This is a genomic window from Novosphingobium sp. BF6, assembly GCF_058273105.1.
Map to the genome: position 1 here is coordinate 215,491 of NZ_CM177775.1, position 15,002 is coordinate 230,492.

The following is a 15,002-nucleotide window of genomic DNA, read 5'->3' on the forward strand; positions in this document are numbered from 1 at the left end:
AGTGCATCGAGAAGAGGGGCCCCAGCCGAGGCCCCTCTCGCTTTACTTACGCTTTGGACCGTTTCCCTTAACGGGATCCTGCGATAGGGCCGACGCTGCGAGCGTCTTCACCTGGGCAGGTGTTGGCTTTACCCTTCCGGATAGTACACCGGACGCGAGGGATGATACCTTCGGGGAAGTGTCTTTGCTGCTTTTGCTCATATCAACATATCCTTTGCAGAATCTGCCGATGCTCCCCTTGACCCGCAGCACGCGCCTGAATCATACGCGGACTTGGAAATAGCGACCTCGGGGCACACCAGCTTCGTATTAGCTAACTAAGCCTCGTCCGATTTTGAGCTTGCAGGCTCTTGTCGGACGAGGCTTAGTCATAACCTGATTCTGCTCATTATGGAGCGGGTTGGACCAAACTTCCCACAGCTTAGAAAAGCACATCTAGCGCTTACGGGCGCTCGAACGGCCATCATCCGGTGTCAGTCGCGTCAATAGACCCGGTTATCCTTCCGTGTGCGGCTGGATCATAGCCCGCGAGTCTGCCCCTTTTTCCAAGTCCGCTCTCGCTCGCATTCCCGGCAGCATATCGGGTTGCAGGGATCTATACCGCCTTCATGTCGAGACCATAGGTGAAGCCGCTCCCTGACGGCGTCACCATCGACCCGGCGCCGGTAGTTCGGCTGGAGAGCTGCAGGGATGGGGGACACATAGCCGGTCATGCCGCGCTCCTTTCCTCGAAGATGGGCGCGTCAGCCTCAGGGAACGAGCGCATGCGGAGCTGGCGGCACACCGCCTGCGCGATCTCCCGCCCCGTCATCAGCAAGGACATGTCACGGATCATGGTCGGCATGTTCGTGCGGCCGGTCGCGGCGATGCGGTGCCGCCTGCACTCAGCAAGCAGCTCCTCCCGCCAGCAGATCTCCAGCAGCCGGGCCGCATGGGGCTCGGCATGGGTGCTCCACCAGCGAGGGATCGACCAGGCGCTATAGTTCGGCCTCGCCGCGCTCTCCGGATATGCCCAGATCGCAACGTTGGCGCCCGCCTGCTGCAACGCATCGGAAGGCACGAAACGAGGGTTGCCGTTGCTATAGGGTGTGGTGTCGAACCACTTCTCGTCCGCAACGACGATGACCTTGTGCGCGGCGCGGCCGAACTGCCGCACCTGCTCCTCCAGCCGCTTCAGCGTGTCCTTGCGGGACTTGATCTCGATCAGGGTGAGCCGGTCCGGCTGGACGGCGGCCAGGTCGGCGCGGCACCCGCCCACCACCAGCTCGTGGATGATCCGCGCCTCGGGCATCATCTGCCGGAGGCGAGCGGCGGCGTAGTCGCGGATCTCGCGCTCTGCTGCCGACCCGCTCACGCCTCCGCTCCCGTGCAACTGGTTGCAAGGAGGCCGCGCATCGGAGGAGGCGGAACCGTGACGTCAGCGGGGAAGTGGTGCACTTGCCCCTCGACGACGATGCGGCGCCAGCCGATCGGGATCTGCCCGTGATGCTGGTGGCCTTCAGGGTACGGGGTCCCGTAAACGCCCCTCCACCACTCTGCCTTGCCCTTGGGCGCATGCCATGGCCGCCGAGCCTTCCATGCCTTCCCCGGCGTCGTGCCGGTCGGCAGTGTGGCGGAATATTCGAGGAGGTCTCCGAACTCGCGCTTGGAGAGTAGAACCGCGCCATTGACGAGCAGCTTCATCGGCTGGCCTCCTCGAAACCACTGACGATGCGACCCGCATAATTCCCGATGGTTTCCGGGTGGAGCGCCAAGTACACCCCGCCCACGATGCAGGCCCCGAACCCGAACCAGGTCAGAAGCATGACGGCGGCAGCGACACGGCGGATGCGTTCTCCACGGCGCTCCATTTCGCGCCAGCGCTTATCGAAATCTCGCATCACTCTGCCTCCTCGGCTGGGGCCACAACCGGGGCAGTGAGCTTGAGGACGTGCTTCGCCAGCCTTTCGACGTTGGCGATGCTCGCGCGGTACCCGCCAGCGCGCAGGCGCGCGAGGATCGCCTCGGCGTCGCTGCGGGCCTTATCGTGCAAGCTCTCTGGATTGCCTTGAGCGGATGGGATGTGCCCGGCCACCTTCCCGAAGTCTGCGCCAGAGGTGCCGCAGCGCGGGCAGTACACGTCGCTGTCGTCGCCAAATGAGTCGGTTCCGCAAAGCTCGGAGGAGCCGACCCAGCCGCAATGATCGCAGGAGGCGAGGTAGTATGGCTCGCGAACCTCGAAGGAGACGATGGGGCCAACATAGGCGGCCATCTGCTTAAGGTCTTCGAGGCGGTGCTCCTCCGCCGTCATTGCCACCGGCTCATCCCCGGCTGGGGTGGGGAGCGAACGCAGCCTCTTCAGTTCATGCATGCACAGCATGATCGATTCGCCATGCTCAGGTGTCAGCATGTGACCGTCATCGCTTTCCATGAACGCGTCCACCGACGCGATCGAGCTTTCCAGCGCGGCCGGGTTCGCAGGCAACAGCTTCTCAGTATCGGCGACCGGGGCGGGCTGGTGGTCGCAGGGGTCCATGGCAAAGCCGGGATAGTCCTTGTACCCGGTGTCGTCGCACATGCCGCACTTGTGGCTGGGAGCCTGCGCGGCGCCCAGCCGGTGCTCGAAACCATTCGCCTCGCTCGTGGCGTTGAACTTGGCGGAAATGATTTCCGACAGGTGAAGACCGTAGGCGCGCGCCAGGCTGTCGAGGCAGATGATGCAGTCGGCGATCTCGTCGCCGAGCTGAGCAACGCTGGCCCGGCTACCCTTCCAGCCGCGTGATTCGCGGACGAGCTTCTTGACGACGTTCTGCACCTCGCCCGCTTCCCCGCCGAACTCGTTCGACATATAAAGCGGGTCCGGTTCGTCGGACTGCGCCCACGCCTTCCAGCGCTCCCCGTTCACCCTGCGGAGCTGCTGGAGGAAGTCCTCACCGGCTGACGGGGTGGACACGGAATGGACACGCTGTGCCAGTTTGTTCGACATTGATTCACGCTCCGTTCTAGGTGTAAAGAACGGAAAGTCGAGGGTTTACGGCGTTTCCTCTCGTTTACACCGAGAGGGTCGGGGGTTCGAGCCCCTCACCGCCCACCATTTCCCAGACAGCATCGGTTCCGTTACGCTCCGCATTTGCCGGAGCAGATCGCGCGCGCATCGCTGGTCCGCTCTTCGCGGACCGGCCCCACAGCGATTCGGCCTGCCCTTGCTGCGGCGTGACACCATTGCATCACCCTTCACCTAAAAGCGCCGTACCGAACCGCCTGAACAGGCGCAAATCCGCGGTTTCGCGTGGTTTACAATAATTTCATCTCGATACGATATTTCGTATACGATATTTGACAATGAAGGAAATGTGACGCAAGATCGGCGTAATCAAAAGGGAGTTACGCCCATGAGGGGTCATCGTAAGAAACTTTATTGCGCAGCCGCGCTTGTCGCGATTGTCGCGGGTACGGCACAGGCTCAGGAAGCCGACGGCGGCGCAGGCGACATCGTCGTCACCGGCACCCGCATCAAGCGCGCCGACCTTGAAAGCAACAGTCCGCAGACCGTCGTCGGTTCCGATGAGTTCAAGTACCAGGGCGCGACGACCGTCGAGCAGGTGCTGAACCGACTCCCGCAGTTCACCGCCGACGCCAACGAGAACGTCTCGAACGGTTCGGACGGCACGTCCAAGATCAACTTGCGCAACCTTGGTTCGAACCGCGTCCTCACGCTGATCGACGGCCAGCGCATGATGCCCTCGCAGGCGATCAACCTTTCGTTCATCCCCAGCGCCCTGGTCGAACGCGTCGACGTGATGTCGGGCGGCGCCTCGGCGGTCTACGGTTCGGATGCGCTCTCAGGCGTGGTGAACTTCGTGCTCAAGAAGGACCTCGACGGCGTTCGCATCGACGCCCAGACCGGCTTCGCGCAGCACAATAACAACAACGGCTCGCTGCGTGCCCTGCAGCGCGCCTCGGGCTACGACACGGCGCCGTCCTCGGTCGTCGACGGTGGCAAGCAGGACGTCACCATCGCGGCCGGCAAGAACTTTGCCGACGGCCGCGGCAACATCACCGTATACGGCGGCTATCGCAAGTTCAGCCCGGTCCGCCAGTCGAGCCGTGACGTTTCCGCCTGCGCCCTGCAGGATCGCGAATCCGTTGTCGGCTCGGGCAACTTCGACCAGCTGTTCTGCGGCGGTTCGAGCAACACGCCCTATGGGTCGTTCATCCCGCTCTCGGATCTCAGCCCCTACAAGGGCAAGACGCTCATCAACAACGGCAGCGGTACGCTCGTACCTTACGATCCTTCGTATGCCTACAATACCGCGCCCGACAACTACTTCCAGCGTTCCGACGAGCGTTACACGGCGGGTGGTTTCGCGCACTTCGAATTCAGCAAGGCGGCCGAACTCTACGGCAGCGTCATGTACATGAAGGACCAGACCTTCTCGCAGGTCGCGCCTTCGGCAGTCTGGTTCGGCACGGCCTTCCCGGTCTCGTGCAACAACCCTTACGCCAATGCCAGCCAGCTTACGGCCATCTGCGGTTCGGCAGCGGGCACCGACACCACGGCGCCGACCAACGTCGGCTACCGCGTGATCGGCCAGCCGCGCCGCGACAACCTGCGCTTCAACGACTACCGCTACTCGGCGGGCCTGCGCGGCGACATCGGCAGCGGCTTCAGCTACGACGTCAACTACATGTATTCGCTGGTCAAGTTCAAGGAAACCTACCTGAACGACGTGAACCAAGCTAAGGCGGGCCTCGCGCTCAATGCCGTCAACGTCAACGGCGTGCCGACCTGCCGTTCGGTCATCGACGGCACCGATCCCAACTGCATTCCGATCAACGTCTTCACCCCCGGCGGCGTGACGGCGGAGCAGGCCGCCTACATCTTCGGCGAAAGCAACACCGCCTCGCGCAACTCGCTCAGCGTGTTCTCCGGCTCGCTCAGCGGCGACCTCGGCGAGATGGGCGTGACCCTGCCCTGGGCCGACAAGGGCGTCGGCATCGCGCTGGGCGTCGAGCGCCGCCGCGAAACGCTGAAGTTCACCGCCGACGAAGTCGCGCAGCAGAACGGCACCCTGCCGTCGGACGGCATCATCGCCGTGACCGAGGCCTTCGGCGAAATCGAAATCCCGCTGATCGAGGACAAGCCGTTCTTCCGCTCGCTGACCATCAACGGCGGCCTGCGCTACTCGTCCTACGACAACAAGCAGAACTCGACCGGCATCAAGTCGGGCTACAACGTGTGGACCTACAAGGGCGAACTGTCGTGGGCCCCGGTCGACGACTTGCGCGTCCGCGCCAGCTACAACCGCGCCATCCGCGCACCCAACGTGGCCGAACTCTTCGCCTCGCAGTCGGTCGGCAACGTCAACGGCACCGATCCCTGCGCCGGCAGCGATCCGAGCGCCTCGTTCGAAATCTGCCAGGCCACCGGCGTGACGCAGGCCATGTACGGCAGCATCCCCGATTGCCCGTCCGACCAGTGCTCCGGTCTTGGCGGCGGCAATATCGCGCTCAAGCCCGAGACTGCCGACACCTACACCCTGGGCGTCGTCATCACCCCGAAGGCGCTGCGCCGCTTCTCGCTGTCGGTCGACTACTACAACATCAAGGTGAAGGATTACATCGGCTCGATCGCGCCGTCGCTGATCATGGGCCAGTGCGCCACCACGGGTGATCCGTACTTCTGCGGTCTGTTCGTTCGCGATCCGCGCTCGGGCCAGGTCTTCGGCCAGAACTCGGGCTACATCATCTCCACGACGATGAACACGGGCTACCTCAAGACCTCCGGTCTCGACGTGAACGCGGACTACACCTTCGACATCGGCAACCTCGGCAGCCTGAACCTGGGCCTGGTGGGCACCTATCTGATCGAACAGGTCTCGCAGCCGGTTCCGAACGGCGGTTCGTATGACTGCAAGGGCCTCTACGGCTACACCTGCGGCCAGCCGACCCCCGAATGGCGCCATGTCGCGCGTCTCTCGTGGATGGCGCCCACCGACACCACCGTCTCGCTGTCCTGGCGCCACATCGGCGGCACCAAGCTGTCGAGCCTCACCGACAACCCGCTGCTCTCGGCGGACCGGACGGTCGTGAACCGCAAGATCAGCGCCTACAACTACTTCGATCTGTCGCTGACCCAGGCGATCGACAAGCGCTTCACCCTGCGCGCGGGCGTGAACAACATGTTCGACAAGGACCCGCCGGTCCTCGACTCGGGCCTGTTGCAGAACTTCGGCAACGGCAACACCTATCCGGGCGTCTACGATGCGCTGGGCCGCACGATCTTCGTCGGCTTCACCGCCAACTTCTGATCCAGGAGGAACAGCGGCCTCTCTCACCCACCCTGGAGGTCGCAGTTCAAGAGAGCCCGTTCGGTCGCAAGACCGAGCGGGCTTTTTCCCTTCAGGCCACGGTCGCGTTGCGGATCATGCCGAAACCGTAGAGCAGGTGTTCGAGCTGGCCGTCGGGAACCGGCGGAAAGGCCAGCGTCCCGCCGCCGTTACGGATCGTGTCGATCCGCTCGGCCACTTGCTCCAGCGACCAGTCCGGCTGGAACGCGCCTTCGTTCTCCACCACCCTGGCCCGCGCCAGACGACCGCCCATGGCGACGAACATCTCCCCCGAAACCTCGCAGCTTTCGTGGCAGAGATAGCCGACCATCGGGGCCACCTGTTCGGGCTCCATCGGCGGGAACTGGCTGGTATCGATCCCGTCGGACATGCGGGTGACGGCCGCGGGCACGATCAGGTTGGACTTCACGTTCGCGTGCTGCCCCTCGATCGCGGCGGTGTTGGACAGGCCCATGAAACCGGCCTTGCACATCGCATACGTCACATTGTCCGACTTGCCGTAGAGCCCGTTGATCGAGCTGGTCAGCACGATGCGCCCGAAGCCCTGCGCCATCATGTGCGGAAACGCCTGCCGCACCACGTGATAGGCGCCCTTCAGATGGACATCGAGGACAGCAGTGAAATCCTCGTAGGCGAGTTCGGACAAGCTGCCGCGCCGCACATTTCCGGCCGAGTGGATCAGGATATCGATCCGCCCGAAGGCATCGAGCGCCGACCGGATGATCGCCTTGCCGCCTTCCGGCGTGGCGACGCTATCGGTGTTGGCCACCGCCTCTCCGCCCGCCGCGCGGATTTCGGCGGCAAGCGCCTCGGCCGGGCCTTCGTCGGTGGCATCGCCCTTCATCGAGACGCCGGGATCGTTGACGACGATCTTGCAGCCCCGGCTCGCCAGCAAGAGCGCATGCGCGCGCCCAAGCCCCCGCCCGCCGCCGGTGATGACGGCAACACGGTTATCGAAGCGCAGGTCAGCCATCAGGGAATCCTCTCGAGTTCTTTACGCCAGCCTTGCCCGGTGCACGGGGTCAGGCAACCACTCCGGCATGACGCAGCTGCGCAATTCGCTCCGGCGAAAGATCGAGCACCTGCTCCAGAATGGCATCGGTGTGCTCGCCCAGCACCGGCGGCGCCGTCGGCACGGGCTGCTGCGCATCGGTAAACCGGATCGGGCGATTGAGGATGGGGATCGGCCCCAGCGTCTTGTGCTGCGTTTCCACCACCATTTCGCGTTCCACTGCCTGCGGCTGCGCCAGCGCTTCGGACACGCCCAGGATCGGCGCGTGCGGCACTTCGTGCGCGGTGAAGATCGCCACCAGTTCGTCCACGCTGTGCCGCTCGGTAAAGGCGGTCACGATGGCGTTGACCTCGGCCCGTGCATCGCGGCGCTTTTCCAGCGTGTCGTAGCGCGGATCTTCGGTCAGTTCCGGTCGATCGATGGAACGGCAGATGCGGCTCCAGAAGCCCGGCGTCAGGCAAGCGATGACGATCGAACCCTGGCGCGCCGGAAAGATGCCGTAGGGCACGAGGTTGGGATGCTGCGATCCCACCCGGCTGGGATCGATGCCGTTGAAAAAAGCCAATTGCGCGATGTAGCCCAGCATCCCGATCAGCCCGTCCATCAGGCTGACGTCGATATGCCTGCCTTCGCCGGTCCGCTCACGCTCGTAAAGGGCTGAAAGGATGCCGATGGGACCGTTAATCCCGCCGACCAGATCGCCCAGCGGAATGCCCAGCTTGGTCGGCAGCCCGTCCGGCTCGCCGTTCATCGAGAGCGCGCCGGACATGGCCTGAAGCACGATGTCGAAACTGGGCCGGTCGCGCAGCGGGCCGGTCTGGCCATAGCCGGAGATCGAGCAGTAGATCAGGCGCGGATTGATCGCCCTCATGATTTCGTAGCCAAGGCCGAGCCGGTCCATCACGCCGGGGCGGTAGTTCTCCACCAGCACGTCACACCGGGCCGCCAGATCACGCACCAGCGCCAAGCCTTCCTCGCTCTTGAGATCGACGACGATGGATTTCTTGCCGCGATTGACCGCGAGGTAATAGTGGCTCTCGCCATCGCGGGTCGGCGGGAAAGTACGGGTTTCGTCCCCGGTGCCGGGCGGTTCGATCTTGAACACTTCCGCGCCCATGTCGGCCAGCGCGAGGCTGGCGGCAGGCCCCGCCAGTACACGGGTAAAATCGATAACGCGCACCCCCGCCAGCGGGCCGGGCCAATCGGTGGTCATCTCGTTCTCTCTTGCTGCGGGCCGATCCCGCAAGACAGCCCCCGATGCTGCGCCATGCTGCAACGGCGCACAAGCTGCGCGGACAGGGAACGCGGCGGCGATGCGCCGACGTTCCCCTGCCGCCCGATCGTCAGCTCCGGCTGGGCAGTTCCGCAACGGCGGTGCCGAAGGCCGAGAGTTCGCCGCGATGGGTGGTGGCCTTCTGCGCCACTTCGACGAACTTCTTGCCGCCTTCCTCGAACTTGCGCGTCACTTCGCCGGTGATGATGATGGCATCACCATCCGGGTTGTGGCGGCGGATCTGGCAGTCGGACCTGGTGAGGAAGCCGTCGTCGCCAATCCAGTCGGTCATGTGGTGCGTCAGCCACGAGCAGCGCTCCGGACCGTAGTCGTAAGCACCCGGAGCGCCCACTTCGAGAGCGAAGGCCTCGTCCCAGTGCACGCGCTCAGGGCAGTCCGGCACGTTGAAGCGGTTGCGGATACCCAGACCCGGATGCGCCTTCTGCATCTTGTAAGCCAGCTTGTTGGCGCGGATGTAGAGGCCGCCCCAGCCCTGCGCATAACAGATGAAGCCGGTGACGGTCATCGGGCCCTTCATCATCGGCGGCAGCTTGTCGCCGACGTTCACGTCCTCGAAGTAACGCGGGGTAGCGCCGCGGATCTCTTCCTGGTCGTAGATGTCGTAGAATTCGTCGAGCTGTTCCTGCGTGAACGGCTCCACGCGGCCGCGTGCCTCGGTGTACTTGGTGCCACGCTCACGCGCCTCGTCACGGTCGGTGCGGAACACCCACGAATCCGCGCCGGCAACCTGCTCGCCGTTCTGGTTGTAGAAGTCGACGTGGTAGATCTGCTGGAACGAGCGCCCGGCGAACTTGGTCTGATGCTCGACCAGATCCTTCAGGTAAGCGACCGTGGTGATGGTGTCGCCCCGCAGTACCGGCTTGTGCCAGTTCCAGTCGGCGCCCGCCCACATGGCGTGCACGCCCGAAAGGCCGCCGCAATAGCCGGAGACGATGCGGCTGGTGGTGAACAGGAACGAAGGCAGCGCGACAATCGAGCCGTACTTGGTCTTTGCGGCATATTCCGGATCGCACCACAGCGGATTGTTGTCACCGATGCCGTGAGCATAGTGGCGGATCGCGTCGCGGGTGGCTTCATAGTTCCATGGCTCGACGGTGTTCTCGATCTTCACGCCGATACGGGCGCGCAGATCGTCGAGGCCGGCCTCGGTGATCTTGGGGAACTTGGTGGTAGGCTCTGCTGTGGTTGCCATTTCGGTACTCTCCTGGATTCTTTGGCCTAAATTCTCGAGATCGGTTTTCAGCCGACCGCTTCAGCAGCCTTCGCCGCCTCCCGGTCGCGCAGCATCTTGCGGTGGACCTTGCCCGCCGGGTTCTTGGGAAGCTCGTCCACGAACTCGACCACGCGCGGGAATTCGTGCTGGGCCAGCCGTTCGCGGGTGAAGTCCTGAAGCGCCTTGACGAAGGCATCGTCGCCCGCGCGGTTGGCGACGACGAAAGCCTTCACCACTTGCCCGCGCTGTTCGTCCGGCACACCGATCACGCCGCATTCGAGGACATTCTCATGCCGCAGCATGGTGTTCTCGATCTCGACGGCGGACATCGTCCAGCCGGCTGAGATGATCACGTCGTCGGCGCGGCCGCAGTGGTAGAAATAGCCTTCGTCATCGATCTTCGCGCGGTCCTTGGTGGTCATCCACCCGCCGCCCTGACCATTTTTGGCGCGCCAGAGCATCAGCTCGCCGATTTCGCCCGGAGCGGTGGGGGTGCCATCGCCACGCTGCACTTCCAGCTTCTGCCCGGGAACCGCCTTGCCCAGCGAGCCGGGCTTCACCGTGAAGTCCGCCGCACCGGGGTAGTTCACCAGCACCACGCCGATCTCGGTGGTGCCGTACATCGAGCAGACCGGAACCTTGAAAGCTCCGTCGATGAATTCCAGCGTTGCCGGATCGATCGGTTCTCCGGTGTAGGACAGCTTGCGGAAGTGGAACTTGTAGTCCCCCGCCGCGCCGCTGTTCTTCATCATCCGGTAGTGCGTCGCCGCCGCCGACATGTTGGTAATGCCATAGTCGTCCAGCGCCTTCATCAGCCGCACCGGATCGAAACGTCCTGCGAATGTTCCAGTGGTGACGCCAAGGCCCAGCGGCGCCAGCGTTCCGTGCCACAGGCCATGGCCCCATGCGGGCGAGGACGGGCAGAAGAACTCGTCGCCTTCCCCGTTTGCGGTCTTGGGCCGAATCCCGGTCCCATAAAGCGCCGCGAACATCAGCGTGACCAGTGCCTTGTGCGTGTGCTTCACCGCTTCGGGCAGTTCGCGCGTGGTGCCGCTGGTGTACTGGAACACGGCAAGGTCGCTCGCCTTCGTCTTAGGCTCGTAAGCCGCCGGGAACTTCGCGATCTCGTCCAGCAGGCCCTGGTCAGCGACGATCACCCGCAGCCCGTTTTCCGCCGTCACCGCCCCGCGCGCAAGGTCCGCCTTCTCGGCATTGGTGACGAGAATCGAGGGCTTGCAGTCGTCGATGCGCAGCTTCAGCGCGTCCGGCCCGAACAGTGTGAACAGCGGCACCGAAATCGCCCCGGTCTGCATCGCGCCGAACAGGCAGACGTAGAACGGCAGCGAGGGTTCGAGCATGAAAGCGATGCGTTCGCCCGGCTGCACGCCCTCGGCATCGAGCCAGTGGGCGAATCGCGCGGCCCCGGTGGAGATCAGATCGAAGCTGAGGATTTCATCGCGACCATCTGCATGGGCGATCCGCACCGCCGCCCGGCCCGACCCGTCGGCATGACGGGTGATGCATTCGTGCGCGATGTTGAGCACCTCGCGGTCGCCGTCGAACAGCGCCCATAGCGCGGCCGACGAGGCTTGGGCCTGCGCGTCGGCATAGCTTGTCAGTTCGGTCAGCCTAACCATCGGTCATCCCACTCCACCCCGACGCGACCCAGCGGCCGGCCATTTGTCCTTGTGTTCAACAAAGGTGATGAAGCAGGCTTGTTTTGTAAATATTGAATATTATTCTATATATTGAATGATCGGATCAGACTCTCTCGAAGACGCCGTGCGCGCCAGCAAGGCCCCCGCCATCGCCCGGGCGGCAGCGGTGTTGCGCCTGCTGGGAAAGCGCGGTGCGCCGATGGGGGTGCAAGCCATCGCCCGCGAACTGAACCTCGTGCCCAGCACCTGCCTCTACGTCTTGCGGGCGCTGGTTACCGAGGATCTCGTGGCCTTCGATGAGGATACCAAGCGCTACGCGCTCGACGCGGGCGTGCTCACTCTGGCCCGCGCCTGGCTGCAACGGGACCAGTTCAACGACCTCGCGCAGCCTGTTCTCGACCGCATCGCCCGCGAATTCGGGCTGACGACGCTGGGGGTCCAGATCTTCGGGCTGGACCACATCATCGTCACGGCGATGTCGCAGTCCGGGCAGAACTTCCAGCTCTCGACGCAAGTCGGCAGCCGCTTCCCGGCGCTGGTTTCCGCCACCGGACGCTGCATCGCGGCTTTCGGCGGATACGACCTGGCAGACCTGAAGCCGCGTTTCGACACGCTGCGCTGGGACGAGGCCCCGTCCTGGAACGATTGGTGCGCGCAAGTCGCGGAGGCCCGCGCGACAGAGGTGGCGGTAGATGCCGGGCACTATATCTCCGGCGTCACCGTCGTCGCCGCGCCGGTATGGAAAAGCGGACGCGAGGCGGGGCGTGTGCCGAGCCATGCCCTGGTCGCCATCGGCATCGGCGGCGCACTGCGCAGTGAATTGCCGCGCCTGAAAGAGGCGCTGGCAGCGGCGGCCCGGTCGCTCAGCGAGCAGCTGGCCGGTTAAGGCGCAGCCCCTCAGCCGCGATAGCAGCCCCGCAGGATCTCCAGGAACTGGCTCGCCGGCACGCCCCCGGCATGGAGCAATCCGACTTCCCGCGTGAGTTCGAAATCGCGCACCGCAACGAAGCGTACCGAGCCGTCCGCGAAGCCTTCCGGCATCATGCCAACCCCGGCGCCGCTCCGAATTACCGAGAGGACGCGCTCGTCGCTGGTGGTCTTGAGCACGAAGCGGGGGCGTACGCCGCGCTGGGTGAAGAAGCGGTTGATCTCGGGCAAAGCCTCGCAATGGCGGCGAAGGGCCATGCGGTCCTGCGCGAGTTGCTCCGCAAGCACCTCGCGTTCACCGGCCAGCGGATGGCCGGGCGGCAGTACCATCATGTAGCGCTCGCGGGACAGCACTTCGGGCTGATAGCGGGCGTGATGCGGCCTTACGACGGTAAGCGCCACGTCGATCCTTCCGCGTTCCAGCCGCTCAGCCAGATCACGCTCGCTGCCGTCGAGCAGTTCCAGCGTCTCGCCCGAACGCTCGCGATGCTCTGCCAAGGCTCGGCTGATCAGGTGGGTGGGGATAGTATTCAGGACACCGACGCGCAGCAGGCTGGGCTCTGCGGGTTCGGCCAGTTCGACCAGAGCGTGTTCGTATTCGGCGGCGATGCGGCGGGCGCGGACAAGGAAGCGGCTGCCCGCCGGGGTCAGGGCAACGCGCTGGCGATCCCTGTCGAACAGGCGCGCGCCCAGTTCGCGTTCCAGCTTGGCGATTCCCGCCGAAAGCGTCGGCTGCGTGACGGCCACGCTACGCGCCGCGCGGCTGAAATTGCCGGTTTCGGCCACGGCCAGGAAATAGCGCAGCAGATATTGGTCGATCATAGACAATATCTATTACGAAGGGCGGAAACTTTCAATTTCCGCTGAGGCTTGCGCTTGTCTACAGTGGCGAGACAAATCGTTCGAACTTGGGAAGAGGCCGAAACGGCCGGACCGGAGAAACAAGCATGAGCGCACCGGTGCTCCAGACCAGCCTGAATCTCGACAGCCCCGAAGCGCAGGCGCGGGACCGGCACAACCGTGCGCTGGTCGCGCAGCTGCACGCCAAGGTCGCCACGGCGGCGCTCGGCGGGAACGCAAAATCGCGCGAACGCCATGTCGCGCGGGGCAAGCTCCTGCCGCGCGAACGCGTGGAGCGGCTGCTCGATCCCGGCTCGCCCCTGCTGGAACTGGGCCAGCTTGCCGCCGAGGGCCTCTACGAGGACGACATTCCCGGCGCGGGCCTGATTACCGCCATCGGCACCGTCTCCGGCCGCCAGTGCATGATCGTCTGCAACGATGCCACCGTGAAAGGCGGCACCTATTACCCGATCACCGTGAAGAAGCACGTCCGCGCGCAGGAGATCGCCCAGGAAAACAACCTGCCGTGCATCTACCTCGTCGACAGCGGCGGCGCCAACCTGCCACATCAGGCCGAGGTGTTTCCGGACCGCGATCACTTCGGCCGCATCTTCTTCAACCAGGCGCAGATGTCATCGAAAGGCATTCCGCAAGTCGCCTGCGTGATGGGAAGCTGCACCGCCGGCGGCGCCTATGTTCCGGCGATGAGCGACGAATCGGTGATCGTGAAGGAACAGGGCACGATCTTCCTCGCCGGTCCGCCGCTGGTGCAGGCGGCGACAGGCGAAGTGATTTCGGCCGAGGATCTGGGCGGTGGCGACCTCCACAGCCGCAAGTCGGGCGTGACCGACCATCTGGCCGACAATGACGAACATGCGCTGACCATCGTGCGCGATATCGTCAGCCATCTCGGCCCGCTGCATCACCACGACCAGCCGCTGCGGACCCCGCGTCCGCCCAAGTACGATCCCGAGGAACTCTACGCGATCGTGCCCGAGGACGTGCGTGCGCCTTACGACGTGCACGAAGTGATCGCCCGCGTCGTCGACGGCAGCGAGTTCCACGAGTTCAAGGCGCTCTACGGCAGTACGCTGGTCTGCGGTTTCGCGCATATCCACGGGCAGCCGGTGGCGATCCTCGCCAACAACGGCGTGCTGTTCTCGGAGTCCGCCCAGAAAGGCGCGCACTTCATCGAACTGGCCTGCCAGCGCCGCATTCCGCTACTGTTCCTCCAGAACATCTCGGGCTTCATGGTCGGCGGCAAGTACGAGGCCGAGGGCATCGCCAAGCACGGAGCCAAGCTCGTCACCGCGGTCGCCACCGCCACGGTGCCGAAGATCACCGTGCTGATCGGCGGCTCGTTCGGCGCCGGCAATTATGGCATGTGCGGGCGTGCCTACGATCCGCGCTTCCTGTTCACCTGGCCCAATGCCCGCATCTCGGTGATGGGCGGCGAGCAGGCCGCCTCGGTGCTGGCGACCGTCCACCGCGACGCCGCCAAGTGGTCGCCCGAGGAAGCAGAGGCGTTCAAGGCGCCGATCCGCCAGAAGTACGAGGATGAGGGCAACCCCTACTACGCCACCGCGCGCCTGTGGGACGATGGCGTGATCGACCCGGCGCAGACCCGCGACGTCCTTGGCCTGGCGCTTGCGGCGTGCCTCGAAGCGCCAATTCCGGAGGCACCCCGCTTCGGGGTGTTCCGGATGTGAGCGGCGGAACGGGAGACAAG

12 protein-coding genes and 1 tRNA gene are annotated in these 15,002 nt (G+C 64.5%); 4 read left to right on the forward strand and 9 right to left on the reverse strand.

Annotated features, from left to right (window positions below; translation table 11 throughout):
• Window positions 1-709: 709 nt before the first annotated feature.
• From AC4D6D_RS01180 to AC4D6D_RS01195, 4 genes are read right to left on the reverse strand one after another with little or no spacing between them, the layout of a single operon-like run.
• The gene (locus AC4D6D_RS01180) at window positions 710-1,354 is read right to left on the reverse strand and encodes a hypothetical protein (protein ID WP_491326175.1); all 645 of its coding nucleotides are present in this window, start codon (window positions 1,352-1,354) and stop codon (window positions 710-712) included.
• A complete protein-coding gene (locus AC4D6D_RS01185) occupies window positions 1,351-1,683 on the reverse strand; it encodes a hypothetical protein (RefSeq protein WP_491326176.1) in 333 nt (110 codons plus the stop codon). Before AC4D6D_RS01185 ends, AC4D6D_RS01180 begins: the two co-directional genes overlap by 4 nt.
• Entirely contained in the window at window positions 1,680-1,880 is a 201-nt protein-coding gene (locus AC4D6D_RS01190; protein ID WP_491326177.1) for a hypothetical protein, read from the reverse strand. The genes AC4D6D_RS01185 and AC4D6D_RS01190 overlap by 4 nt, the downstream gene beginning before the upstream one ends.
• Window positions 1,880-2,965, reverse strand: a complete 1,086-nt coding sequence (locus AC4D6D_RS01195; RefSeq protein ID WP_491326178.1) for a hypothetical protein — start codon at window positions 2,963-2,965, stop codon at window positions 1,880-1,882. The genes AC4D6D_RS01190 and AC4D6D_RS01195 overlap by 1 nt, the downstream gene beginning before the upstream one ends.
• Window positions 2,966-3,006: 41 nt before the next feature.
• On the opposite strand from AC4D6D_RS01195, the gene AC4D6D_RS01200 reads away from it, so the two are divergent.
• Together AC4D6D_RS01200 and AC4D6D_RS01205 are read left to right on the forward strand one after the other, a co-directional pair.
• A tRNA-Ser gene (locus AC4D6D_RS01200) sits at window positions 3,007-3,073 on the forward strand.
• Window positions 3,074-3,371: 298 nt separating this feature from the next.
• Window positions 3,372-6,290 carry a TonB-dependent receptor domain-containing protein gene (locus tag AC4D6D_RS01205; protein WP_491326179.1) on the forward strand — a complete coding sequence of 973 codons (2,919 nt, stop codon included), beginning with the start codon at window positions 3,372-3,374 and terminating at the stop codon, window positions 6,288-6,290.
• A 91-nt stretch (window positions 6,291-6,381) separates the two neighbouring features.
• Here AC4D6D_RS01205 and AC4D6D_RS01210 read toward each other — a convergent pair whose 3' ends face one another.
• The 4 genes from AC4D6D_RS01210 to AC4D6D_RS01225 form a co-directional block, all read right to left on the reverse strand.
• A complete protein-coding gene (locus AC4D6D_RS01210) occupies window positions 6,382-7,302 on the reverse strand; it encodes an SDR family NAD(P)-dependent oxidoreductase (RefSeq protein ID WP_491326180.1) in 921 nt (306 codons plus the stop codon).
• A 49-nt stretch (window positions 7,303-7,351) separates the two neighbouring features.
• A complete protein-coding gene (locus AC4D6D_RS01215) occupies window positions 7,352-8,554 on the reverse strand; it encodes a CaiB/BaiF CoA transferase family protein (protein WP_491326181.1) in 1,203 nt (400 codons plus the stop codon).
• A 130-nt stretch (window positions 8,555-8,684) separates the two neighbouring features.
• Window positions 8,685-9,827 carry an FAS1-like dehydratase domain-containing protein gene (locus AC4D6D_RS01220; protein WP_491326182.1) on the reverse strand — a complete coding sequence of 381 codons (1,143 nt, stop codon included), beginning with the start codon at window positions 9,825-9,827 and terminating at the stop codon, window positions 8,685-8,687.
• Window positions 9,828-9,874: 47 nt separating this feature from the next.
• Entirely contained in the window at window positions 9,875-11,485 is a 1,611-nt protein-coding gene (locus AC4D6D_RS01225) for an acetate--CoA ligase (RefSeq protein WP_491326183.1), read from the reverse strand.
• A 115-nt stretch (window positions 11,486-11,600) separates the two neighbouring features.
• Between AC4D6D_RS01225 and AC4D6D_RS01230 the strand changes: the two genes are divergently transcribed.
• Window positions 11,601-12,392 (forward strand): IclR family transcriptional regulator, encoded by a 792-nt coding sequence (locus tag AC4D6D_RS01230; protein WP_491326184.1) that lies wholly within the window; start codon window positions 11,601-11,603, stop codon window positions 12,390-12,392.
• Between the two features lie 11 nt (window positions 12,393-12,403).
• Here AC4D6D_RS01230 and AC4D6D_RS01235 read toward each other — a convergent pair whose 3' ends face one another.
• The gene (locus tag AC4D6D_RS01235; RefSeq protein WP_491326185.1) at window positions 12,404-13,255 is read right to left on the reverse strand and encodes a LysR family transcriptional regulator; all 852 of its coding nucleotides are present in this window, start codon (window positions 13,253-13,255) and stop codon (window positions 12,404-12,406) included.
• Window positions 13,256-13,380: 125 nt separating this feature from the next.
• On the opposite strand from AC4D6D_RS01235, the gene AC4D6D_RS01240 reads away from it, so the two are divergent.
• Window positions 13,381-14,982, forward strand: a complete 1,602-nt coding sequence (locus AC4D6D_RS01240; protein ID WP_491326186.1) for a carboxyl transferase domain-containing protein — start codon at window positions 13,381-13,383, stop codon at window positions 14,980-14,982.
• The last annotated feature ends 20 nt before the right edge of the window (window positions 14,983-15,002 follow it).

Excerpts from the sequence above, each read along its gene's own strand:
- AC4D6D_RS01230 (WP_491326184.1), top strand. The coding sequence starts at position 11,601 with ATGATCGGATCAGACTCTCTCGAAGACGCCGTGCGCGCCAGCAAGGCC.
- AC4D6D_RS01235 (WP_491326185.1), bottom strand. The coding sequence starts at position 13,255 with ATGATCGACCAATATCTGCTGCGCTATTTCCTGGCCGTGGCCGAAACC.
- AC4D6D_RS01215 (WP_491326181.1), bottom strand. The coding sequence starts at position 8,554 with ATGACCACCGATTGGCCCGGCCCGCTGGCGGGGGTGCGCGTTATCGAT.
- AC4D6D_RS01195 (WP_491326178.1), bottom strand. The coding sequence starts at position 2,965 with ATGTCGAACAAACTGGCACAGCGTGTCCATTCCGTGTCCACCCCGTCA.
- AC4D6D_RS01240 (WP_491326186.1), top strand. The coding sequence starts at position 13,381 with ATGAGCGCACCGGTGCTCCAGACCAGCCTGAATCTCGACAGCCCCGAA.
- AC4D6D_RS01185 (WP_491326176.1), bottom strand. The coding sequence starts at position 1,683 with ATGAAGCTGCTCGTCAATGGCGCGGTTCTACTCTCCAAGCGCGAGTTC.
- AC4D6D_RS01210 (WP_491326180.1), bottom strand. The coding sequence starts at position 7,302 with ATGGCTGACCTGCGCTTCGATAACCGTGTTGCCGTCATCACCGGCGGC.
- AC4D6D_RS01220 (WP_491326182.1), bottom strand. The coding sequence starts at position 9,827 with ATGGCAACCACAGCAGAGCCTACCACCAAGTTCCCCAAGATCACCGAG.
- AC4D6D_RS01225 (WP_491326183.1), bottom strand. The coding sequence starts at position 11,485 with ATGGTTAGGCTGACCGAACTGACAAGCTATGCCGACGCGCAGGCCCAA.
- AC4D6D_RS01190 (WP_491326177.1), bottom strand. The coding sequence starts at position 1,880 with ATGCGAGATTTCGATAAGCGCTGGCGCGAAATGGAGCGCCGTGGAGAA.
- AC4D6D_RS01205 (WP_491326179.1), top strand. The coding sequence starts at position 3,372 with ATGAGGGGTCATCGTAAGAAACTTTATTGCGCAGCCGCGCTTGTCGCG.